The organism is Enterobacter cloacae complex sp. IR5402, from assembly GCF_049238125.1.
In the GTDB taxonomy this organism is placed as follows: Bacteria; Pseudomonadota; Gammaproteobacteria; order Enterobacterales; family Enterobacteriaceae; genus Enterobacter; species Enterobacter hormaechei_C.
Window position 1 is genome coordinate 219,182 of sequence record NZ_JBMKHO010000003.1, and the last position, 22,302, is coordinate 241,483.

At 58.0% G+C, this 22,302-nt stretch carries 17 protein-coding genes and 6 pseudogenes; 12 read left to right on the top strand and 11 right to left on the bottom strand.

Translation table 11 applies throughout. The features are described from left to right. Nucleotides 1–98 precede the first annotated feature (98 nt). The 3 genes and pseudogenes from ACOTXL_RS07310 (at nucleotide 99) to ACOTXL_RS07320 (ending at nucleotide 1,529) form a co-directional block, all read left to right on the top strand. A complete protein-coding gene (locus ACOTXL_RS07310; RefSeq protein WP_003858886.1) occupies nucleotides 99–968 on the top strand; it encodes a helix-turn-helix transcriptional regulator in 870 nt (289 codons plus the stop codon). 191 nt (nucleotides 969–1,159) lie between these two features. Further along, nucleotides 1,160–1,261 (top strand): annotated as a pseudogene (locus tag ACOTXL_RS07315) (type II toxin-antitoxin system RelE/ParE family toxin); the annotation flags it as partial. Next, complete coding sequence (locus ACOTXL_RS07320; protein WP_003858885.1) at nucleotides 1,242–1,529, top strand: helix-turn-helix domain-containing protein; 288 nt, start codon at nucleotides 1,242–1,244, stop codon at nucleotides 1,527–1,529. The pseudogene ACOTXL_RS07315 and the gene ACOTXL_RS07320, both read left to right, overlap by 20 nt. A gap of 36 nt (nucleotides 1,530–1,565) precedes the next feature. On the opposite strand, the pseudogene nfsB reads toward ACOTXL_RS07320, so the two are convergent. The 3 genes and pseudogenes from nfsB to ACOTXL_RS07335 all read right to left on the bottom strand — a co-directional run bounded on the left by nfsB (nucleotide 1,566) and on the right by ACOTXL_RS07335 (nucleotide 3,288). Continuing rightward, a pseudogene (gene nfsB / locus ACOTXL_RS07325) lies at nucleotides 1,566–2,219 on the bottom strand (oxygen-insensitive NAD(P)H nitroreductase). Between the two features lie 120 nt (nucleotides 2,220–2,339). Next, the gene (locus tag ACOTXL_RS07330; RefSeq protein WP_003858883.1) at nucleotides 2,340–2,708 is read right to left on the bottom strand and encodes an MmcQ/YjbR family DNA-binding protein; all 369 of its coding nucleotides are present in this window, start codon (nucleotides 2,706–2,708) and stop codon (nucleotides 2,340–2,342) included. Beyond that, nucleotides 2,698–3,288 (bottom strand): TetR/AcrR family transcriptional regulator, encoded by a 591-nt coding sequence (locus ACOTXL_RS07335; RefSeq protein ID WP_003858882.1) that lies wholly within the window; start codon nucleotides 3,286–3,288, stop codon nucleotides 2,698–2,700. The genes ACOTXL_RS07330 and ACOTXL_RS07335 overlap by 11 nt, the downstream gene beginning before the upstream one ends. A gap of 191 nt (nucleotides 3,289–3,479) precedes the next feature. Between ACOTXL_RS07335 and ACOTXL_RS07340 the strand changes: the two genes are divergently transcribed. Together ACOTXL_RS07340 and ACOTXL_RS07345 are read left to right on the top strand one after the other, a co-directional pair. After that, the gene (locus tag ACOTXL_RS07340; RefSeq protein ID WP_045350584.1) at nucleotides 3,480–4,583 is read left to right on the top strand and encodes a RomA family MBL fold metallo-hydrolase; all 1,104 of its coding nucleotides are present in this window, start codon (nucleotides 3,480–3,482) and stop codon (nucleotides 4,581–4,583) included. Between the two features lie 32 nt (nucleotides 4,584–4,615). Continuing rightward, entirely contained in the window at nucleotides 4,616–4,957 is a 342-nt protein-coding gene (locus tag ACOTXL_RS07345; protein WP_003858880.1) for a RamA family antibiotic efflux transcriptional regulator, read from the top strand. A gap of 106 nt (nucleotides 4,958–5,063) precedes the next feature. On the opposite strand, the gene ACOTXL_RS07350 is transcribed toward ACOTXL_RS07345, so the two are convergent. Then, a complete protein-coding gene (locus ACOTXL_RS07350) occupies nucleotides 5,064–7,208 on the bottom strand; it encodes a TonB-dependent siderophore receptor (protein ID WP_022650540.1) in 2,145 nt (714 codons plus the stop codon). 123 nt (nucleotides 7,209–7,331) lie between these two features. Here ACOTXL_RS07350 and ACOTXL_RS07355 point away from each other — a divergent pair, with 123 nt between their 5' ends. After that, on the top strand, nucleotides 7,332–8,900 hold the full coding sequence (locus ACOTXL_RS07355) for an alpha/beta hydrolase-fold protein (protein ID WP_045617523.1): 1,569 nt from the start codon (nucleotides 7,332–7,334) through the stop codon (nucleotides 8,898–8,900). Here ACOTXL_RS07355 and ACOTXL_RS07360 read toward each other — a convergent pair. Next, nucleotides 8,886–9,134 carry a DUF1158 domain-containing protein gene (locus ACOTXL_RS07360; protein WP_045350582.1) on the bottom strand — a complete coding sequence of 83 codons (249 nt, stop codon included), beginning with the start codon at nucleotides 9,132–9,134 and terminating at the stop codon, nucleotides 8,886–8,888. The genes ACOTXL_RS07355 and ACOTXL_RS07360 overlap by 15 nt on opposite strands. A gap of 488 nt (nucleotides 9,135–9,622) precedes the next feature. Here ACOTXL_RS07360 and ACOTXL_RS07365 point away from each other — a divergent pair. From ACOTXL_RS07365 to ACOTXL_RS07375, 3 genes and pseudogenes are all read left to right on the top strand, one after another. After that, nucleotides 9,623–12,358, top strand: a pseudogene (locus tag ACOTXL_RS07365) (cation-transporting P-type ATPase). A 108-nt stretch (nucleotides 12,359–12,466) separates the two neighbouring features. Further along, nucleotides 12,467–13,531 carry an efflux RND transporter periplasmic adaptor subunit gene (locus ACOTXL_RS07370; protein WP_045350580.1) on the top strand — a complete coding sequence of 355 codons (1,065 nt, stop codon included), beginning with the start codon at nucleotides 12,467–12,469 and terminating at the stop codon, nucleotides 13,529–13,531. Between the two features lie 9 nt (nucleotides 13,532–13,540). Continuing rightward, a pseudogene (locus tag ACOTXL_RS07375) lies at nucleotides 13,541–16,695 on the top strand (efflux RND transporter permease subunit). Here ACOTXL_RS07375 and ACOTXL_RS07380 read toward each other — a convergent pair. Further along, nucleotides 16,625–17,746: a YbdK family carboxylate-amine ligase gene (locus ACOTXL_RS07380; protein ID WP_003858868.1), complete on the bottom strand. Its 1,122-nt coding sequence runs from the start codon at nucleotides 17,744–17,746 to the stop codon at nucleotides 16,625–16,627. The pseudogene ACOTXL_RS07375 and the gene ACOTXL_RS07380 sit on opposite strands and share 71 nt — an antisense overlap. 105 nt (nucleotides 17,747–17,851) lie before the next feature. On the opposite strand from ACOTXL_RS07380, the gene ACOTXL_RS07385 reads away from it, so the two are divergent. Beyond that, entirely contained in the window at nucleotides 17,852–18,742 is an 891-nt protein-coding gene (locus ACOTXL_RS07385) for an oxidoreductase (protein WP_045350579.1), read from the top strand. 53 nt (nucleotides 18,743–18,795) lie between these two features. Here the strand turns inward: ACOTXL_RS07385 and ACOTXL_RS07390 are convergent, their stop codons facing one another. The 4 genes and pseudogenes from ACOTXL_RS07390 to ACOTXL_RS07405 all read right to left on the bottom strand — a co-directional run. After that, nucleotides 18,796–19,230 (bottom strand): hypothetical protein, encoded by a 435-nt coding sequence (locus ACOTXL_RS07390; protein WP_045350578.1) that lies wholly within the window; start codon nucleotides 19,228–19,230, stop codon nucleotides 18,796–18,798. Next, nucleotides 19,227–19,583, bottom strand: a complete 357-nt coding sequence (locus tag ACOTXL_RS07395) for a tlde1 domain-containing protein (RefSeq protein WP_006809708.1) — start codon at nucleotides 19,581–19,583, stop codon at nucleotides 19,227–19,229. Before ACOTXL_RS07395 ends, ACOTXL_RS07390 begins: the two co-directional genes overlap by 4 nt. A 10-nt stretch (nucleotides 19,584–19,593) precedes the next feature. Next, a complete protein-coding gene (locus ACOTXL_RS07400) occupies nucleotides 19,594–20,085 on the bottom strand; it encodes an Hcp family type VI secretion system effector (RefSeq protein WP_003858859.1) in 492 nt (163 codons plus the stop codon). A gap of 343 nt (nucleotides 20,086–20,428) precedes the next feature. After that, nucleotides 20,429–20,652 (bottom strand): annotated as a pseudogene (locus tag ACOTXL_RS07405) (glutamate-cysteine ligase family protein); the annotation flags it as partial. Between ACOTXL_RS07405 and ACOTXL_RS07410 the strand changes: the two are divergent. Beyond that, nucleotides 20,648–20,800, top strand: a pseudogene (locus ACOTXL_RS07410) (ketopantoate reductase C-terminal domain-containing protein); the annotation flags it as partial. The pseudogenes ACOTXL_RS07405 and ACOTXL_RS07410 sit on opposite strands and share 5 nt — an antisense overlap. Nucleotides 20,801–21,169: 369 nt before the next feature. Further along, entirely contained in the window at nucleotides 21,170–21,838 is a 669-nt protein-coding gene (locus ACOTXL_RS07415; protein WP_410031809.1) for an epoxyqueuosine reductase QueH, read from the top strand. A gap of 223 nt (nucleotides 21,839–22,061) precedes the next feature. Here ACOTXL_RS07415 and ACOTXL_RS07420 read toward each other — a convergent pair whose 3' ends face one another. Then, the gene (locus ACOTXL_RS07420; RefSeq protein WP_023315576.1) at nucleotides 22,062–22,256 is read right to left on the bottom strand and encodes a hypothetical protein; all 195 of its coding nucleotides are present in this window, start codon (nucleotides 22,254–22,256) and stop codon (nucleotides 22,062–22,064) included. Between the last annotated feature and the right edge of the window lie 46 nt (nucleotides 22,257–22,302).

The window sequence follows — 22,302 nt, forward strand, 5'->3', positions numbered from 1 at the left end:
ATTGCGTCAAACAGCGTAGAGTCGTAGCATCAATCATCTGATAAACGGGTACCAGTTCTTACTTATACTGGTACTGACACTACCATGCAGGAGATGTTATGGCGCTGATGTCTGAACCTGTCACCTCTCTCCAGGATGACACCCGCAAGCAGCTGGGCGCGTTTTTGCGTGCCCGGCGCGAAAGCCTCGATCCGCAGCGCCTCGGCTTACCGCGCAGCGGCCGCCGCCGCACGCCGGGCCTGCGCCGGGAAGAGGTGGCGATGCTCGCGGATGTCGGCGTGACCTGGTACACCTGGCTGGAACAGGGTCGGGACGTCAATCCGTCCAGCGCGGTGATGGCCGCCATCGCAAAAGCGCTGCAATGCACCCCGACCGAAGCCCGGCATCTTTTTGTGCTCGCCGGTTTGCCGCCGGGCGAAGCCCCGCAGGCGGTGTGCTGTGAGGGGATCAGCGAAGGCACGCGTCGCCTGCTGGATACCCTGATGCCGAAACCCGCCAGCATTCAGAAACCGAACTTTGATATCGTGGCGTGGAACGACAGCTTCGGACACCTGATGGGCGTCGATTTCAACGCTATCCCGCCGGAAGATCGCAACTGTATTTACCTGTTCCTCACCCATCCGGCGTGGCGCGCGCGGCTCGGCAAACGTGACGACGTGCTGCCGATTTTCGTCTCCTACTTCCGCGCGGCAATGGCTGAGCACCGTGGCGACCCGCTCTGGGAAGCGAAGCTGGCGCGTTTTTTTGCGGTGTCCGAAGAGTTCAAAACCCTGTGGCACCAGCGTAACGACGTGCGCGGCGTGGAGAACCAGCTCAAGCTGTTCACCCATCCCGAGCTGGGGGATTTTCATCTCCAGCAGATGTACTGGTACTCCGCCCCGCGAAACGGATCGCGGCTGCTGGTCTATTTACCCGTGGATGAGGCAGGGGAGAGGGCGATGGCATGGCTGGCGGAGCAGGGGATATAAATTTTTTGCGAGGGGCTTTCAGGGAATCAACGCTGCTCCGGTCCTGCCTGGAATAAGCTGGTAAGGTGAATCACGAAAGGCAAAATTAGCCTTTAATGCAAATTGCCTTACATGCTAATATTATCAGGGATGAAATACAGTGTTCAGACTTATCGTTCATGCGGCAGTCAGGGAGGAGATCCTCTCATTGCCTGCGGATGTTTATCAAGAAGACGCAAAAAACGCCCTCTGCTGAACTCCGTCTGGCACTGAAACGACAACAGGAGATGTTGGATGAGCAAGAAGATTATTGACTGGGATGAACTCAGAGCTGAACTGTTAAGCGATTCAGAAATTCAGGCTTCCTTTGATGCAGAAGAGCGCAAGGAGCGTCTGCGGGAGATGCTGGCGCAATGGCGCAATCATGCTGGTCTGACGCGCGCCCAGGTGGCGGAGCGGATGGGCGTCAGCGCACCGACGGTATCACGAATGGAAGCAAATATTACCCGGGCGAGTCTCGATACATTAACGCGTTATGCGCTGGTGTGCGGGGTAAAGCATCCGCAGATAACGCTTTACTGAAAACGGGCACGCCGATAGCCGGCGTGCCAGAAGCGCTTAGCACTCAGTCACAATCGTGCTCAGCGGCAGGCGAGATTTCGGCAGCGTGGCGTTGAAATCTTCCACGCTGTGATGCCCGACCGGGACCACCACCAGGCTGGTGAAGCCTTTCTCTTTCAGGCCAAACTCTTCGTCGAGGATCGCGGCGTCAAACCCTTCGATTGGTACCGCATCCAGGCCCATCGCGGCCACGCCCAGCAGGAAGTTGCCGACGTTAAGGTAAACCTGCTTCGCCATCCACTGGTCGTCATCTTTCAGATCCACGCGGTGCATGTCGGCAAAATAGCAGCGGCCTTTGTGGTTCGCGGCTTTTGCTTCTGGCGTGGCGAAACGGCCGTCAGCCTCTTCCTGATCGACAACGCGCTCAAGCCAGGCATCGTCCATCGCGGTTTTCGCGCAGAACACCACTACGTGAGAGGCATCCAGCATTTTGCGTTCGTTAAACACATAGGTGCCCGCCGCGGATTTTGCCACGCGCGCTTTACCCTCTTCAGTGCTGGCAACAATAAAGTGCCACGGCTGGGAGTTGGTGCTGGACGGGCTGTATTGCAGCAGCGTTTTGATTTTTTCCGCTTATTCTGCGGTCAGTTTTTTGGCTGGGTCGAACGCCTTGGTAGAGTGGCGTTTCAGGGCGACAGAAATAATATCCATAACAACTCCTGGTGATGAAATTCGCCCGCGGGCGGGCGTGAAAGGAAAGCAGATTACCGCGCGAAGCGGGAAAAGATAAGTGCGATTCGAGCGCTTATTCTGTTCGTCTGAGACGAACAATCAGGCTGGGCGAATCCACTTCTGATCTTTTTTCGGCAGTTTATCAACGACCAGATTCCACGAATCCGTAATCAGGTCGGTGACCAGTTCAGGCGTGATGTCGTCCGTGCCATAAAGGGAGATCCAGTGTTTTTTATTCAGATGGTAACCGGGCTCCACGCCACGGTAGATCTGCTGATTGAGCAGCGATTTTTCCGGATCGGATTTCAGGCTGACGTGGGCCCGACCGTGTGCGGTCGCCATCAGCATAAAAATTTTCCCGCCCACCTTAAACACGTCATACTCCGGGCCAAACGGCCAGCAATGTTCGGTAAAAGGCATCTCCAGCGCGACGCGTCTGGCATGTTCCTGCAAGGATTTACTGTCCATGGTTATCTTCCTCAGCAAGCCCGCGCCACATGGCTTCAAAGCCCAGCGCTTTAAAATCGACGGCACGGGACGGATCGCGGGCGGCAAACTCCATGGTGGTTTCAGCCAGCGATAAGAACATTGCATCACCGAAGGTCTTAAACTCGTCAGACATAAACACCGGGCGGATCGAACGACGACACAGTTCATGCAGTTCCGGGAACATGTCTTTCACCGCCTGCTCGGTTTCGGCGTTCAGCTTTTCACTGACGCCAATCTGACGGATAGCCGCATGCGCCAGGGGGTTACGAATGCCCCAGTCCACATAGCTGTTCCAGATATTGCGGGTATGCTCTTTTGGCTCGGTGATGGTGCGATCGAGATTCGCCAGCATGGTCTGGCAGAGATCCTGCTTCAGATGCAGGTAGAGGGCATTCAGCAGATCGTCTTTGGTAGCAAAGTAGCGAAACAGTGTCCCTTCAGCGACGCCCGCATTACGGGCAATTAACGCCGTTGAGGCGGCAATACCTGACTGCGCAAACGCAGCCGTTGCTGCTTCCAGTAAGGCCTGTTTTTTATCTTCACTCTTCGGACGTGCCACTAAATTTTTCCTCCCGTCAATTGTAAAAGCCCTGATTGAAACACGAGCCTTGATACGCTGCAACGCGGAATGTCAAAGATCGAAAACCTTCTTGACGGCGTAATCACCCTATCTATAATGAGTGCTTACTCACTCATAATCAAGTATCACACGCGCAAACCATCGGATGGGGCGCGTAGGCGGGTCAGGAAATGAAAAAGCCTCTATTCATCTGCGTGGTGTTAGTCATGATTATTGCTTCAGCTGCCAGTTTACCGTTTGTACTGAATGCCGGATTTGGCCAGCCACCGCAGGGTGCGCAGCTCTCAGAAGTGGAAGCCTCTCCGCACTATCGCGACGGGCAATTCCATAACACGCTCCCTACGCCGGGCTTTACCGGGCAACAAAATATGCTGGTGGCGTGGTGGCAGTTCCTTACCCGTAAAACCGAAAACGCCCGTCCTGCGCAGCCGCTGCCGCTGGTGAAAACCGATCTGGCGAGCCTGTCGCCTGAACAGGACACGCTGGTGTGGCTCGGCCACTCCTCCTGGTATATGCAGCTTGCAGGGAAACGCATCCTGATCGATCCGGTTCTGAGTAGCTACGCCGCACCGTTCTCGTTTCTCAATAAAGCATTTGCGAGGGAGTACCCGTGGCGTGCGGAGAGCATGCCGGAGATCGACCTGCTGATTATCTCCCACGATCACTATGACCATCTGGATTACGCCACCATCAAGGCGCTGCTGCCGAAGGTTAAGCGCGTGGTCACGCCGCTGGGCGTGGGTTCGCATCTGCGCTACTGGGGGATGACCCCGGAGATAATCGACGAGCGGGACTGGAACCAATCGGTGCATATCAGCGATGCGCTGACGGTACATGTTCTGCCCGCGCGCCATTTTTCCGGGCGCGGCATTAAGCGTAACCAGACCCTGTGGGGGAGCTTTATGTTTGTCACCCCAGAGCGAAAGGTTTACTACAGCGGAGACTCCGGTTACGGCCCGCACTTCAAGGCTATTGGCGAGCAGTTTGGCGGAGTGGACTTAGCCATTATGGAAAACGGGCAGTACGACCAGGACTGGAAGTACATCCATATGCATCCGGCGGAAACGGCGCAGGCCTCGGCAGATCTCAATGCCAAAGCGGTCGTACCGGGACATAACGGGCGTTTTGTGCTGGCGAAACATACCTGGAACGATCCACTGATCCAGCTGGCGAAAGCCAGCAAGGATAAAAACTACCGGCTGCTGACGCCGGAGCTGGGCGAGCCCGTGCGGGTGAGTGATACCACGCAACAATTTCGCGAGTGGTGGGAATAATGTTTAAGCGAGAAGCAGAGGGGGAGAGCAGTATGACGATTTCCGCTCAGGTCATTGATACGATTGTCGAATGGATCGATGACAACCTACACCAGCCGTTACGCATCGAAGAGATTGCCCGCCATGCGGGTTACTCAAAATGGCATTTACAGCGGCTGTTTATGCAGTACAAAGGCGAAAGTCTGGGGCGCTACATCCGCGAACGCAAGCTGCTGATGGCGGCGCGCGATCTGCGTGAGTCAGACGAGCGCGTGTACGATATCTGCCTGCGCTACGGGTTTGACTCGCAGCAGACGTTTACCCGCATCTTTACCCGCACCTTCAACCAGCCGCCCGGGGCGTACCGCAAAGAAAATCACGGTCGGGCGCACTGAAAAACATCCCCTCACCCCGGCCCTGTCCCCAAAGGGGCGAGGGCGTAATCGTCCCCTCTCCCCTATGGGGAGAGGGTTAGGGTGAGGGGATCAGACCGCACCATGCTTACCAGCTGTAATTCACCGTCGCCGTCACCGTCCGGCCAATCCCGTAGAAGCACGCCGTATCGCTTGCGCACGACGCCACATACTTTGTGTCTGCCACGTTATTGACGTTGAACTGCGCGCTTGCCCCTTTCAGGCTGCGGTTCATCTCGCCCAGGTCGTAGCGCAGCATCGCGTCATACAGATCCACCGATGGCACCTTGAAGGTATTCTTCGCATCGCCGTAGCTGGTGCCGATGTAGCGCATCCCCACGCCAGCGGTCAGGCTCTTCAGCGCGCCGCCCGGAACGGTATAGCTGGCGAACGCCGATGCCATATGTGCCGGAATGCGCGCAGGCGTTTTGCCTTCAGTTCCCGCCACCGTGGTGCTTTCGGTTTTTGCATCGGTGTAAGTGTAGGAGCCAATCAGGTTTATGTTATCCATCAGCGTGGCGTGGATTTCCGCTTCAGCGCCTTTCGAACGCACCTTGCCCGCATTTTCGAACCAGCCTTCAGCGCTGTTATAGGTCGCGACGTTGTTCTGAGTTAAATCGTACAGCGCCAGGGTCATCAGCGTGGTGTCGACCGGCTGATATTTCACGCCAATCTCGGTCTGCTCCCCGGTAGTAGGCCTGAAGGGCGCAACGCCCGGCGCACGGTTGGTTTGCAGGTTCGGTTCAAACGAGGTGCTGTAGCTGATGTACGGCGACAGGCCAGAATCAAACGCGTACAGCAGGCCAGTGCGCCAGGTAAATTTGCTGTCGTTCTGCTGCGTAACGCTGTTATCGGTGAAGTCGCTGGTACGCACTTCGCTCCAGTCGTAGCGCCCGGAAACCAGCCACTCCCAGTTATTCCAGCTCATCTGATCCTGAAGATACAGGCCCATCTGGTCGAGATTTTGCTGCTCGTCGGACGCCGTTTTGAAGGTACTTTCATCCACGTTCACGCCGTAAACCGGGTTTGTCCAGTCAAGGTCATACTGTGAGCCGCTCCCGCGCGCCAGCAGCTGTTTATCCTTGCTGGTCTTGTAATCAAACCCGCCGAGCAGGGTGTGGCTGACGCTTCCGGTCTCCAGCTGATATTCCAGCTGGTTATCAAGGCCAAATTCGTTGGTCGTGCGCGCTTCACGCTGGGCGCGACGGGTCAACACCGTGCTGTTGGCCGCGCTGTTGGCGTAAACCAGATAACGATATTTCTGCTTGATGGTGGCGTAACGGGCGTTCTGGCGGAAGGTGAGGTTGTCGGCGAACTGGTGTTCCAGCTCGTAGCCAATCATCGTCTGCTCGCGCCAGGATTGATTGTAATTCGGATCGCTGACGTTAAAATCGCGCGGGATGTACTTCCCGTCGGCACTTTTCACCGTGCCATACGCGGGCAGGAAGTTGCGGTATCCGGCATCCGGATCTTTCTGGTAGCTGGTCAGCAGCGTAAAGCGGGTCTGATCGTTCGGGTACCAGGTGATTGCCGGGGCGATCGCCATCCGCGTCTCTTTATAATCGTCCACCTGATTATGCTGCGTACGGGCGATACCGTTCACGCGATACAGCACGCGGCCGTCGTCGCTCAGCCTGCCGCCGAAATCAAACGCACCTTCGGCGAGATCGTTATTGCCGGTGCGGAACTGCACGTTGTGAATGGCCTCCGCCGTCGGGCGCTTGCTGGTCATGCTGATTAACCCGCCCGGATTGACCTGTCCAAACAGGACCGAGGCCGGGCCGCGCACCAGCTCCACGCGCTCCAGCAGCCACGGGTCAACTGTGCCCGTCTGTGATGAGGCCGTTGCGCCAAAGCTTAAGCCGTCGAGGAATTTCGGCACGTAGCTAAAGCCGCGCACAAACACCTCGTCGTTACGGTTAGACGAGCCCCGGTACTCGGTAAACACGCCCGCCGAGTAGCGCAGCGCCTGCGAAACGGAGGTGACGTCCTGCATGTTCATCTGATCGCGGGTAATCACCGATACCGACTGCGGCGTCTTCACGATCTCCGCGCTGGTCTTGGTGGCGGAGAGCGTTTTCGTCGCCACAATGCCTTTTACGGGCGCAGTGGGCTCTTCACTCACGCCCTGCGTCACCGTAATCGTTTCTTCTTTCGTTTCTGCCTGAGCCGCGACGCTGGTCGTCGCCAGACTCAGTAGCCAGAGCCGCATTATCTTATTATTTTTAAACATTTTTATTGAACGTCCTTGGTTGCTATCGCCATAAAATCACCGGTAAATCGCCGTTGATGATATTGAAAATTATTACCATTTGCATTAGCGTTGTTAACAAATTTCGTTGGGGAACAAGCGGTAATGAAGAGGGTATGGAGTGGGTTGCTGTTGGGGATCGGCGCGCTGCCCGCCGTGGCGGCAACGTGCGAGCAGACGTCCCGGCAGGGCGATATTCAGGGAAAGTTTGATGCCAGCGGCGAAGTCTGCTTCTCCCTGCCTGAACTGGGTGAAAACTACGTTTCCGCCACGCTGAATGGCGTGACGGATGCGCGCCTGCTTGATGGGCAAAACCGCCGCATCCGCACGCTGATCGAAAATGGTCCTGCGGACGGGGAACACACGCTGCTGTTTGCCCTGCCGGTGAAACAGAACACCTCGCTGGTGCTACACGGAGAAGCCGGTAAGCCGTGGCGTTTTCAGTGGCGGATGAAAGAGACCTCTCCGTTACCACGCGTGCAGATGCTGGCGCCTGAAAGCCCGACGCTGAAGGCGCTGGCAAGCGTCATTTCTGCCGGTGGAAGTACCGAGGCGTTCTGGCAGGCGCAGCGTCGACAGGGAACGCCGATGGTGGAGCCGGTAGATGCGAGCCATAAGCGCGTGACCTTTCTGTGGCGCGGCGCGCGGGATAACGTCTTCATTCTCGGCTCGCCGGCGGGGGATCACGATCCGCTGTTCCGCCTGGGCAACAGCGACGTCTGGTTCCGCAGCTATGTAGTCCCCGCTGATACGGTAATGCAGTACAAGCTCGCGCCCGATGTGCCGATCGTCGAGGGTTCCACACGCGATCAACGCCGCGCCATCCTGGTAAGCGCGCAGGCCGATCCGCTTAACCCGAATACCTTCGGGGAGCAGAAGACCGATCGCTGGAATCGCTATTCGCTGCTCAATCTCAGCCCGGCGCGCTACTGCTCCGTTCAGGCCACGGCAAAGCCGCTGGTGCACGGGACGTTGAGCCGTCAGATTTTTTCCAGCCACATCCTTGGCAACGCCCGCGACGTGATGATCTACAAACCGCGCGGCGCACAGCCTGCACGCTGGACGCTCATCCTTTTCGACGGACAGGTTTATCAGGACGAATACCATTTTGCCAACGTGCTGGACGGTCTGATTGCCCGGCATCACCTGCCGCCGATTAACGTGGTGTTTATCGACAGCCTCGATCACGCCCGTCGCGGCAACGAGCTGCCGCCGAACCCGGATTTTGCTGACTTTATGGCGCACGAGCTGCTGCCGTGGCTGCGGGGGAAGGGCATCGGCATGCAGCGGCAGAAAACCGTACTGGCAGGATCCAGCTACGGGGGAATTGCCTCTTCATGGGTGGCGCTGCGCTATCCGCGCCTGTTTGGCAACGTGCTGAGCCTTTCCGGTTCTTACTGGTGGGCGCCGGAAGGTGACGCCCCGGGCTGGCTGACGCGTCAGTACCAACAGTCTCCACCGTATCCGGTGCGCTTCTGGTTACAGGCCGGGAAGTTTGAAACCGCGGGGCCGGGCGGCGGCATCTATCGCACCACGCAGGATTTTGAACAGGTGCTGAGGAAAAAAGGCTACCGCGTCAGCTTCCACCCCTCATCCAGCGGCCACGACTACGCGGCCTGGTGTGAAGCGCTGATCCACGGGATGCGCGATCTCACTGGCTTACGACGCCAGTGAATACCAGCGGCGCCAGATGAAACGCAGGATAAAGAATTCGATGGCGCCGAGCACCAAAAACCACAGACAGAACAGAATGGTGTACAGCTGATTCAGATCGACCATATGAAAGGTCTGAACCAGCTTCTGCGCCAGCACCAGACCCAGCGACGGCGCAGGTAACAGCAGGCAGGAGAGCAGGGCCATCAGCAAAATGCCCCCTGCGGTGAGCAGCGATTCTAACGGGTGTTTCATCGTAATGTTAATCGTCAGTTAAAAATGTCATTGTCCGGCATCCTGAAACGTAAAGCAATATCATCCCCGCTGGCAAAATTGGGTGAAAGGCCACCGTTATTCTGCGAATTAATAACAGAAAACAGATAATATTTTCGGGGCGATTAAATTAATATCGCGTTATGTAAATAAACGTTTTTCTCACGAAAATAATTTTACAAAGCTATAGGTGCTATATCCAATTAACGTCGCAATAACAATGGCTGCGACAATGTATAACGCCAGACGCCGTCCGCGATAAATACCAAACATGCTTCCTCCTCGTTTAGTGTTGGTTTAGAAATATTTTGTAAAAATCAACGCGTCGAAATAATTTTAATCAGTTTTGAATAACCGGGTAGTCAATATATTGCGGTAGATCAATTTAACCCGCAAGACTTAAAAATGAATTATTTAAAGCCAGAAAGGAATTCCGGCTTCCGTCCACCGGATATTGAAGGAAAAATACCATGACCAAAAAAAATTTCTCGCAGAATATGCCACCCGCAGGCGGGCAGGCGTACCAGCAGACCGTAGAGCAGGTGCTTGCTCAGGCGCAGAGCCAGGCTAATGGCCTGGACCGCGCCGAGGTGCAGGCGCGTTTACAGAAGCATGGCCCGAACGCGCTGCCGGAGAAAAAAGGCAAGCCGGGCTGGCTGCGTTTTCTCGCGCATTTTAACGATGTCCTGATTTACGTCCTGCTGGCAGCCGCCGTATTAACGGCAGTAATGGGACACTGGGTTGATACGCTGGTTATTCTGGGCGTGGCGGTAATCAATGCCTTAATTGGCCACATTCAGGAAAGTAACGCGGAAAAATCCCTGAAGAGTATTCGCAATATGCTCTCCAGCGAGGCGCGCGTTATTCGTAACGGCAACCATGAAACTATCCCGACGACGGAAATCGTCCCGGGCGATATTATTGTGTTGCGCGCAGGAGATCGTATTCCGGCGGATATGCGCTTAATCGAAGCGCATAATTTACGCGTGGAAGAGGCTATTCTGACCGGTGAATCCACCGTGGTGGATAAACACACGAACCCGCTGAGCGGCGAATTACCGCTGGGCGACCGTACGAACCTGGTCTTTTCCGGTACGACGGTCAGCGCGGGCGGCGGCGTGGGCGTGGTCATTGCCACGGGCCAGGAGACCGAACTCGGCCACATCAACCAGATGATGGCGGGCATTGAAAAACACCGCACCCCGCTGCTGGTGCAGATGGACAAGCTGGGCAAAGCGATCTTCGCCATCATTCTGGCGATGATGGCCGCGCTGTTTGTCTTCAGCCTGGTGTTCCGCGAGATCCCGATGGGCGAGCTGCTGCTCTCCCTGATTAGCCTGGCGGTCGCCTCCGTACCGGAAGGTCTGCCGGCAATTATCTCCATCATCCTCTCTCTGGGCGTACAGGCGATGGCGCGCAAGCGGGCGATTATCCGCAAGCTGCCGACGGTTGAAACCCTGGGCGCGATGACCGTGGTCTGCTCGGATAAAACCGGCACCCTGACCATGAACGAGATGACGGTGAAAGCCATCATCACCGCCGACACCTGCTACCGCGTGGACGGCAACAGCTACGAGCCGGTGGGCAACATCTATCTCGAAGGCAGCGATGAGCCGGTGCAGATCCAGCCGGGCACCGTGCTGGAGCAGTACCTGCGCACCATCGACCTGTGTAACGACAGCCAGCTGATTCAGGACGAGCGCGGCCTGTGGGGCATCACCGGCGGCCCGACCGAGGGCGCGCTGAAGGTGCTGGCGGCCAAGGCCCACCTCGAGCCGGTCGTGACCACGCTGGTTAACAAGATCCCGTTCGACTCTCAGTACAAGTACATGAGCACCCACTACCAGATTGGCAGTGAGGAGCAGATTTTGATCACCGGCGCGCCGGACGTGATTTTCGCCCTGTGTGAGCAGCAGTAGACCCGCAACGGTGCGCAAGCCTTCGACCGCGCGTACTGGGAAACGGAGATGGAGCGCTATGCGCGTCAGGGGCTGCGCATGGTCGCCGCGGCGTTCAAGCCAGCGAACGGCGAGCAGGCATTAACTCACGACGACCTGAGTCACGGCCTGATTTTCCTCGGCATTGCCGGGATGATGGATCCGCCGCGTCCGGAAGCGATTGAGGCGATTAACGCCTGCCAGCAGGCGGGGATCCGCGTGAAGATGATCACCGGGGATCACCCGCAGACGGCGATGAGCATCGGCCAGATGCTGGGGATCACCAACAGCGAGCAGGCGGTTACCGGCTATCAGCTGGAGACAATGGACGACGCCGAGCTGGAGGAAGCGGCGGTAAAATATGACATCTTCGCCCGTACCAGCCCGGAGCATAAGCTGCGCCTGGTGAAAGCGTTGCAGGATAAAGGCGAAATCGTCGGTATGACCGGTGACGGCGTGAACGACGCGCCGGCGCTGCGCCAGGCGGACGTGGGTATCGCGATGGGCATCAAAGGCACGGAAGTGACCAAAGAGGCGGCGGACATGGTCCTGACGGACGATAACTTCGCCACCATCGCCAGCGCGGTGAAAGAGGGGCGTCGCGTTTACGACAACCTGAAGAAGACCATTCTGTTCATCATGCCGACCAACCTGGCGCAGGGGCTACTGATTGTGATTGCGCTGCTGGCGGGGAACATCATTCCGCTGACGCCGGTGCTGATTCTGTGGATGAACATGGCGACCTCCGCCACGCTCTCCTTCGGCCTGGCCTTTGAGGCCGCCGAGCGCAACATCATGCGCCGCCCGCCGCGCCAGACCGGGCAGCACGTGATGGATGCCTACGCCGTCTGGCGCGTGGCCTTCGTCGGCACCATGATTGCCATCGCCGCCTTTGCGCTTGAAGCCTGGCTGGCCCCGCGCGGGCACAGCGCGGAGTTCATCCGCACCGTGCTGCTCCAGATGCTGGTCTGCGCCCAGTGGGTGTACATGATTAACTGCCGCAATACCGAAGGGTTCTCCCTGAACCGCGGCCTGCTGGCGAACAAAGGGATCTGGCTGGTAACGGGCGTGCTGTTCCTGCTCCAGGCGGCGATCATCTACCTGCCGTTTATGCAGATGCTGTTCGGCACCGAAGCGCTGCCGCTGCGCTACTGGTTCGTGACGCTGCCGCTGCGCTACTGGTTCGTGACGCTGGCGGTGGCGGGGGTGATGTTCTTCGTCGTCGAAATCGAGAAGCGACTGACCCGCAGGTTCCGTAAGGCTGCATAACTTTTTGCCCTCACCCTAACCCTCTCCCACAGGGAGAGGGAACCCTGACCGCCCTCTCCCTGTGGGAGAGGGCCGGGGTGAGGGAAAACAACGCCGAGGTACTTCTTAATGAAATTCCCACTCCTGTTCGCGCTCCTCGCCTGCACCCTGCAACCCGCATTCGCCGCAGTCATTCCCGTTCGCGTCGCCACCGTGGAGCAAACCGCCCACGCCGCCGAGCGCCAAATTCCGGGCCGCATTGAAGCTATCCACACCGTTGAACTGCGTGCACGTACGGAAGGCGTCATCACCAGAATCCACTTCCGCGATGGCCAGTATGTGAAAAAAGGCGACGTGTTGTTCGAACTGGACGACGCCGAGCCGCGCGCCGCCCTGCGTCTGGCGCAGGCCGAAGTGAAAAGCGCCGAAGCCACGCTGCGTCAGGCGCAGCAGCAGCTGTCCCGCTTCGAAAGCCTGGGCAACAGCAACGCCATCAGCCGTCACGACGTGGACAATGCCCGCATGCAGCGCGACGTGGCGAGCGCCGCGCTGGAGCAGGCCAAAGCCCGGCTCGACACCCGCAGCGTCACCCTGAACTACACCCGCATCACCTCGCCGATTGACGGGCGCGTGGGGCACAGCAACTTTCACGTCGGCAGCCTGGTGAATCCTGCCAGCGGTGTGCTGGTGGAGGTGGTGCAGCTCGATCCGATCCGCATCGCCTTTGCGCTGGAAGAGGGCGCGTTTGCCACCAAAGCCGGACAGCATGCGGATATCAGCGCCATGAAGCAGGCCTGGCAGGCGCTGATTGACAGCAACGGCCAGCGCATCAGCGGGGAACTCACCTCCGTGGACAACCGCATCGACCCGCGTACCGCCAGCGTGATGCTGCGTGCCGAGTTCACCAACCCGCGCCATCAGCTGCTGCCCGGCGGCAATGTGAACGTTTACCTGCGTCCGGCAAGCGAGCTACCGGTGCTGACTCTGCCCGCCGCTGCCGTACAGCAGAATGGCGACGGGTTCTTCGCCTGGGTGATTAACGCCGAGGATAAAGCCGAAATGCGTCCGCTGAAGGTCGCCGGGCAGATCGGCCAGCAGTTCCAGATTGCCTCCGGCGTGAAGCCCGGTGAGCGAGCGATTACTGACGGTGCGCAGCGCGTGCAGCCAGGCGCAACCGTCCAGATATTGAATTAAGGAGCCATCATGCTGACGTTTTTCATCAAACGCCCGCGCTTTGCGATGGTGATTGCGCTTGTCATCACCCTGCTGGGGGTCATCGCGCTGAGGATTATTCCGGTGGAGCAGTACCCGCAGATCACCCCGCCGGTCGTGAATGTGTCAGCGTCATGGCCGGGCGCCAGCTCGGCTGACGTGGCGGAGGCCATCGCCACGCCGCTGGAGACGCAGCTGAACGGGGTGGATCATATGCTCTATATGGAGTCCACCAGTTCGGATGAGGGCTCTTACAGCCTGAACATCACCTTTGCGGCGGGCACCGATCCGGATCTCGCCGCATCGACGTGCAGAACCGCGTGGCGCAGGCCGTGGCGCAGCTGCCGACCGAGGCGCAGCAAAACGGCGTGCAGGTGCGCAAGCGGGCCACCAACCTGATGATGGGGGTAAGCCTTTACTCACCGAACAACACCCACACGCCGCTGTTCGTCAGCAACTACGCCAGCACCCAGGTGCGCGAGGCGCTGTCGCGTCTGCCGGGCGTCGGGCAGGTACAGATGTTTGGCGCACGGGACTACAGCATGCGCATCTGGCTGAGGCCGGACCGCATGAACGCCCTGAACGTGACCAGCGATGACGTGGCGCAGGCGCTGCGCGAGCAGAACGTGCAGGGGGCGGCGGGCCAGGTCGGCACGCCGCCGGTGTTTAACGGTCAGCAGCAGACGCTGACCATTAACGGGCTGGGGCGCTTAAACCAGGCCGACGACTTTGCCAATATCATTATCCGCGCCGGGGAGATGGGGCAGCTGGTGCGCCTGAAGGACGTCGCCACCATCGAGCTTGGCTCGCGCAGCTACAGCTCTGGCGCGCAGCTGAACGGGCACGACTCCGCCTACCTCGGCATCTACCCGACGCCGTCCGCTAACGCCCTGCGCGTGGCCGATGCGGTGCGCGCGGAGCTGGAACGGTTATCCACGCGCTTCCCGGACGATCTGGTCTATGAAGTCAAATTCGACACCACCTCGTTTGTGGCCGCCACCATCAAAGAGATTGGCGTCTCGCTGGCGCTGACGATGCTGGCGGTGGTGGTCGTGGTGTCCCTGTTCCTGCAAAGCTGGCGCGCGACGTTGATTGTCGCCCTTGCCATTCCGGTGTCGCTGGTGGGCACCTTCGCGGTGCTCTATACGCTCGGCTACTCCGCCAATACGCTGAGCCTGTTCGCCATCATTCTGGCGCTGACCATGGTGGTGGATGACGCCATCGTGGTGGTGGAGAGCGTCGAAACCCTGATGGCGGAAGGGCAGAGCCGCACGGCGGCGACCGCGCTGGCGCTGCGCCAGATTGCCGGGCCAGTGATTGCCACCACGCTGGTGCTGCTGGCGGTGTTTGTACCGGTGGCGCTCCTGCCAGGGATAGTGGGCGAGCTATACCGCCAGTTTGCGGTGACGCTCTCGACCGCCGTCACGCTCTCAAGCCTGGTGGCGCTGACCCTGACGCCCGCGCTCTGCGCGCTGCTGCTGCGCCCGCGTCCGGCACAGCCCGCCGCCGTTTTCCGTGGGTTCAACCGCGGGCTGGACGCCACGCGCATGCTTTACACCCGGATCGTGAGCGTGTTCAACCTCCGTCCGTGGCTGGCGCTGCTGGCCACCGCAGGCGCGGCGGCGGTGGTGGTATTCAGCTTTATGTCGATGCCAAAGGGCTTCCTGCCCCAGGAGGATCAGGGCTACTTCTTCGCCAGCGTCCAACTGCCGGAGGCAGCCTCGCTGGAGCGCACCGAAGCGGTGATGACCACCGCGCGCGAGCTGATCGCTAAAAACCCGGCGGTAGAAGACGTGATTCAGGTCTCCGGGTTTAACATCCTCAACGGCACCAGCGCATCGAACGGCGGGTTTATCTCCATCATGCTCAAAGACTGGAGCGAGCGTCCGCCGCTGGATGAGGTGATGGGCACCCTTCAGCGACAGCTGCTGGCCCTGCCGGAAGCCACCATCATGACCTTTGCGCCGCCGACGCTGCCGGGGCTGGGCAACGCCTCCGGCTTCGACCTGCGCATTCAGGCGCAGGCGGGGCAAAGCCCGGCGGAGCTGGAGCGCGTGACGCGTGAGGTGCTGGCGAAAGCCAACCAGCACCCGCAGCTGAGCCGCGTGTTCACCACCTGGAGCAGCAACGTGCCGCAGATGACGCTCACCGTTGACCGCGAGCGCGCGGCCCGCCTCGACGTGCCGGTGTCACGCATCTTCAGCAGCCTGCAAACCGCCTTTGGCGGCACGCGCGCCGGGGATTTCAGCGTCAACAACCGCGTCTACCACGTGGTGATGCAGAACGAGATGCAGTGGCGCGAGCGCGCGGAGCAAATCAGCGAGCTGTTCGTGCGCAGCAACAGCGGCGAGCGGGTGCGTCTGAGCAACCTCGTCACCATCACGCCGACCGTCGGCGCGCCATTTATTCAGCAGTACAACCAGTTCCCGTCGGTATCGGTGAGCGGCTCGGCAGCGGAAGGGGTGAGCAGCAGCACCGCAATGGCGGCGATGGGCGAGATTCTGGCGGAAAACCTGCCAGCCGGGTACGACTACGCCTGGAGCGGCATGTCGTATCAGGAGCAGCAGACCGGCAATCAGGCGATATGGATTGTGCTGGCGGCGGTGGTGATGGCGTGGCTGTTCCTCGTCGCCCAGTATGAGAGCTGGACGCTGCCGGCGAGCGTGATGCTCTCGGTGCTGTTCGCCATCGGCGGGGCGCTGGTCTGGCTGTGGCTGGCGGGCTACGCCAACGACGTGTATGTGCAGATTGGTCTGGTGCTACTGATAGCCCTCGCCGCCAAGAACGCAATTCTTATCGTGGAGTTTGCCCGCGCCCGGCGCATGGACGGAATGGCGATTGTCGATGCCGCACGGGAGGGAGCATCGCGCCGCTTCCGCGCGGTAATGATGACCGCCGTGTCGTTCATTATCGGCGTCCTGCCGATGATGCTGGCGACCGGGGCGGGTGCCCAGAGCCGCCGCATCATCGGCACTACGGTCTTCAGCGGCATGCTGGTGGCGACCGTGGTGGGGATAGTGTTCATCCCGGCGCTGTTCGTGCTGTTCCAGCGCCTGCGCGAGTGGGGCCACGGCCTTACGGACTCGTCGCCCACAGCTCACAGTGCTTCTGCACCAGAGAAATCAGCGAGCCGCCATCGGCGATAAAGTCCCGCATGCGCTGCGCCTCGCTCTTGCCCTGCTTTAACAGCAGGGCAATTTCCTTGATGGCGCTTGTCGCGCCGAGCTTCTCGGCGGACGGCGCAACCTGCTCGAGCAGCCAGGCGATATCTTCCGCCACGGTTTTGTGCTCGCCGGTATGCACGTCTGTCAGAATGCCTTCCAGCCCGTAGCGACAGGCCTGAAAACGGTTAAAGCGATACAGCAGAAAATCCCGTTCCTGATGCTTATACGGCCGCGCGGTCAGCAGCCAGTGCGACGTCGCCTGAATAAGCCCGGCGATGTTAATCGCGTGGCCGAGCGTCAGCGGGGTATCCATCACCCGTACCTCAACGGTGCCAAAATGCGGGCTGGGGCGGATGTCCCAGTGCAGATCCTTAATGCTGTCGATCATGCTGGTGGAGCTCAGGCGGCGGAACAGCCCCTCGAACTCCTGCCAGCTGTTGACCCACGGCATCTGTCCGTTATCCGGGAAGCCCGAGAAGATGTTGAGACGCGATGAGGCGAACTTCGTGTCCGTGCCCTGCATATACGGTGATGCGGCGGCCAGGGCGATAAAGTGCGGCACAAAGCGCGACAGGCCGTGCAGTAGATAAATTGCGTCGTCCCCGGTCCGACAGCCGACGTGTACGTGCTGGCCGAACACCGTCGCCTGCAAAATCAGATAGCCAAAGCGCTCCAGCGTGACGTTATAGCGCTCGTCGTCACACACCTCCTGACGCTGCCACTTCTGGAACGGGTGCGTTCCGCCGCCGCAGATCTGGATGTGATGCTCCGCCGCCGCGCGCAGGATGCTCTGCTGCATCACCGAGAACTGCGCCGCTGCCTGGTCGATGGTCTGGCACACGCCGGTGGCGATTTCGAGCATGCTTTCGGTAATGTCGTGTTTGACTTCGCCCCCTTTGATGTCGTCTTTGACGGCGGCGATGAGGGCAGAGGAGTCCTGGCTCAGATCGTAACCCGGCGGGTTAACCACCTGGAGTTCGAGCTCAATGCCGAGGGTATAAGGTTCAGAGGATTTGAAGTCGGGTAAAGGCATGGCGCACTCCGTTGTCTGTTATGAATTGAGTATAGACAATGGGCGTGGCGCGCTCTTTTCAGGGTGGTATAACTGATTGCAGGCTTAGCAAAAGGGGAGTGACCCATGTCTGACTATCCAACCATTGCGCTGACAGGACCCGGTGCGATTGGGACCACCATCGCCGCGGTGCTGCATGAAGCGGGCCGCACGCCGCTGCTGTGTGGTCGCACCGCGCATCCGGAACTGCGCCTGCGTCATGATGAGGGTGAAATTGTGGTGCCCGGTCCGGTACTCACCGATCCCAGCGTCATTACGCGCCCCGTTGACCTCGTTTTTTTGGCGGTAAAAACGACGCAAAATGCCGACAGCGCCGGTTGGCTGCGCGCCCTGTGCGATAAACACACCGTGGTCTGCGCGCTGCAAAACGGCGTGGAGCAGAAAGCCCAGCTTGCGCCTTTGGTCAATGGCGCAACGGTGCTGCCGTCGGTGGTGTGGTTCCCTGCGCAGCGCGAGCCGGATGCCTCCGTCTGGCTGCGCGCCAAACCGCGCCTGACGCTGCCGGACGTGCCGCAGGCGCAGCGGGTGGTCGAAGCGCTTCGTGATACGCGCTGCGCGGTTGAGCTCTCGGAAGATTTCCCCACCGTCGCCTGGCGCAAGCTGCTGCAAAACGCGGTCGCCGGGCTGATGGTGCTGGCCAATCGCCGCGCCGGGATGTTCAGGCGCGAGGATATCAGCGAGCTGGCGCTGGCCTACCTGCGCGAGGGGCTGACCGTCGCCCGCGCCGAAGGGGCGAAGCTGGACGATGCGGTGGCGGAGGAGATTCTGGCGAACTTTCAGCGCGCGCCAGTGGATTTGGGCACGTCGATTCTTGCCGACCGTCAGGCGGATCGTCCGATGGAGTGGGATATCCGCAACGGCGTGATACAGCGCTATGGCCGCAGGCACGGGATTGCGGTGCCCGTCAGCGACGTGGTGGTGCCGCTGCTGGCGGCGGGGAGCGAGGGGCCGGGGTGAGCCAGGGGCTGGCGAAAGGGAAAGACCCGGCCGTTGTGCGCCGGGTAACTCTCTTACTTACCCTGACGGGCTTTCTCAGCGTTTAGCTCTTCCATTGTTGCTTCCAGGATCCAGAGGCACTGAGCACCATCAACCGTATCCAGCAGCGCCCGGCGGGTGCGCTGATAGAACGCGTCGACTTCGGCGGGGGATTTCTCTAGAGGCGGCGTGCAGACGATATCGCTGCCAACCATGTGCGGCCACTTTCCCGCGTCAATGGTCTGGAGCGCTTTCAGTGTGGCGCTGGTGTTTGTTGTGAGCGCTGCGGCCAAAGCATCCTCCAGCAGTTGCGCCTGCCTGACGTCAGCCGTGGCAGCCAGCGTTGGGGCTTGCTCAATCCAGTGTGTGTCACCTGAGGCGATTCCATGAAGTGCTGATGGCCAGTCAGTGCTGGCTGCAATGGCTGGGACAGTGAGCGCACAAAGCAGCAGGACGATTGGATATTTCATCGCACTACCTCAAGCTCACCGCCGTCACGAAGGATTTTACGTCGCGTTGACAGTGAGAGAATAATGCACCCCTCCGAAGCAAATCCGGCTGGACCGTACTTATGGTCACCATGAATGCGGAACTCTGAACGACCAAAACTCTCTCCCGAAGTTTGCTCAAGGATAATGGTAATGGGTCCTTTAGAATTCGAATGTCCCGCAATTTTATATGTTCCGCGCGGCAATGGACCCAGACCCTTCACATGCTGACGGTCCGGATTATTTTTATTGGTAAGGGCACCGGAATATCCTGTCTCAATTAATTTGCCGTCTTTATACATCTTGCCAGTTGATTGCTCATACTTCCATCCCATAACGTTCTCCTTATGCCGTCTTACGGTCATTCCAGCTATCTGAATGCATGATGTTACCGTCCACGTAGCGCCAGGTAATTTTTTCATAAAGCAGCTCTACCAGCTCAAGATGGTTATGCTTCTCATAGTCAGGATCTTTGATATCAAGCATCATTGGACAGACGCTGGCGATCTTCACGCCTTCCAGAAGGGTGGAAAAATATTCCACTTCCTGACCAGCATCGTTGATACGGTAAAACTTTATCTCTGCGGATTTTAGCTTCTGGCCCGTGCTAACAGCCTTGTACAAATAGGGGCTGGAAGCGTCGATCTCTTTATCGAAAGAATAGGGGGAATGGATGCGAAGACTTGTCGCCTTGCCGTTATGCTTGTCCGTGGGCTGCATTATGCCGTGATTTAAGGCGATAATCTCGATGCTACCTTCACGTCCATATATATCGACAGAGCCTTTTATATCGGCGCCGCCGTCATCTTTAAGCCATAAATAAGCTGGAATAGCCATTTGTTTAAAACTCCATTTAAGGAAATCCTGAAAAGACCTTATGGTTTAGCTAGTTACGTAACTAGTGCAACGATAGCGCGTACAAAATTGGCCGTCAATTTTGTACAGGGTGGATATAAAACGATCTGCGGTTTCGTTGATGCAAATTAAGAAAGTATGGGGGCTTATGGTTTGGATCTGGATAAATTGTTAATGATTAATACGGTGGTTTTGCTTAAATAATAATTAAGTGAATATTAATTGAAGATGTAATAAATACTTGAATGTTTATTGGGTATTCTGTCTATTTGACTCTTTATTAATTGTTTAAAAACGCATAACGGCTCGTCTGAATATCCACCTATCCGTAGCGACACACCTGAAAACGGTAAAGAGGTACCGCAGAAAATCCCGTTCCTGATGCTTATAAGGCCGCGTGGTCAGCAGCCAGTGTGACGTGGCCTGGATCAGCCAGGCGATATTAATCGCGTTGTTGAGCGTCAGCGGCTTATCCGTCGACCGCACCTGCATGGTGCTAATGTGCGGGCTGGGGCGAATGTCCCAGTGCAGATCTTTAATGCTGTCGATCCTGTCCGACCGTCAGGCGGATCGCCTGATGGAGTGGGACATACGCAACGGCGTGATCCAGCGCTATGGCCGCAGGCACGGGATTGCGGTGCCCGTCAGCGATGTGGTGGTGCCGCTGCTGGCGGCGGGGAGCGAGGGGCCGGGGTGAGAGAGATAGTGGTATTAACGTCTGGGGAATTGGTCTGGGTGAAAACCTCGCATCAGTTCCCTACAAACGCACTCACCGGCAAACCAAAACGCTTCGCCAGCGCGCATATGATCCAGCGTTAACGTGCCTGATCTATCTTGGTCTGAAATATTTGTTTAATTTGCGTAGCGTATTCAGGAATTGCTTGCTGAGAAGAAGTGCAGCGGAGATAGTTTTGCTAACCAGGTTATATAGAAACGTGTGAAAGATGCGTCCGCTATGTGTCAATAACAGGCATTGCGGGATATGTATGAGACTGGCCGCCATTCCCGATAGCACAGCTCTGATGCTACACTGTTTTCAGTCCTCATTACCTCATCAAATAAATTTATGACTACCGCTGATTTCAAACGCCCTAAACTAGAACTCCCAAACGGGGCTGATAAACTGCTGCTGCACTCCTGTTGCGCTCCGTGTTCTGGTGAGGTAATGGAGGCGATCCAGGCCTCAGGGATCGACTACACCATCTTCTTCTACAATCCGAACATTCATCCGCAGAAAGAGTATCTGATTCGTAAGGATGAGAATATTCGCTTTGCCGAACAGCACGGCGTACCGTTTATCGATGCGGATTACGATACAGATAACTGGTTTGAGCGCGCCAAAGGCATGGAATGGGAACCCGAGCGCGGCATTCGCTGCACCATGTGTTTTGACATGCGCTTTGAGCGGACTGCGCTTTACGCCGCTGAAAATGGCTTCAACGTGATTAGCAGCTCACTGGGCATCTCTCGCTGGAAAAATATGCAGCAAATCAACGACTGCGGTCAGCGAGCCGCCGCCCACTATCCGAGTATGGTCTATTGGGACTATAACTGGCGGAAACAGGGCGGTTCGTCGCGCATGATTGAAATCAGCAAGCGCGAGCAGTTCTACCAGCAGGAATACTGCGGCTGCGTTTATTCACTGCGTGACAGCAACCTGCACCGCAAATCCCAGGGCCGTCCTCTCATTCAGATCGGTAAGCTTTACTACGGTAAAGAAGACGACCAGGCCTGATTTTATGTCACGCCCTCTGTGGCGTGACCGCCTTCCTGTGCATTCCTCTAACAATTGCATGCCCCACCCGGCACGAACAGTAATTTTTAGTCATGAGATGGCTGAAAGTCGATCTGGCATCGAAGCCTGCTGAACGCTCTTAACCGTCATTCATCAAACAACGTTGTCCTTTGTGTAAGGCCGACTCAGTGAGCCGTTATATAAGGCTCCTTCACAAACTCCGCTAACAACCCAGCAGTTGCTTACAGAGCGTAGAAAATGTCACCGCATCGTCCATTTCCACCAGTACGCTCACGTACGCCGCACAGGTGCCAGCCAGTTCAAAGAGATCCGCAGAATCGGGAAGTTGCAGGTGAAGAAGGTGATGAACAGCGCTTTCTTCAGCGTGTACGTATGAAAATCCAGGGGTAGTCGCCATTTAGCATCCTCGTTGTCCAAAAAAAATGTCATGTCATGCTAACGGG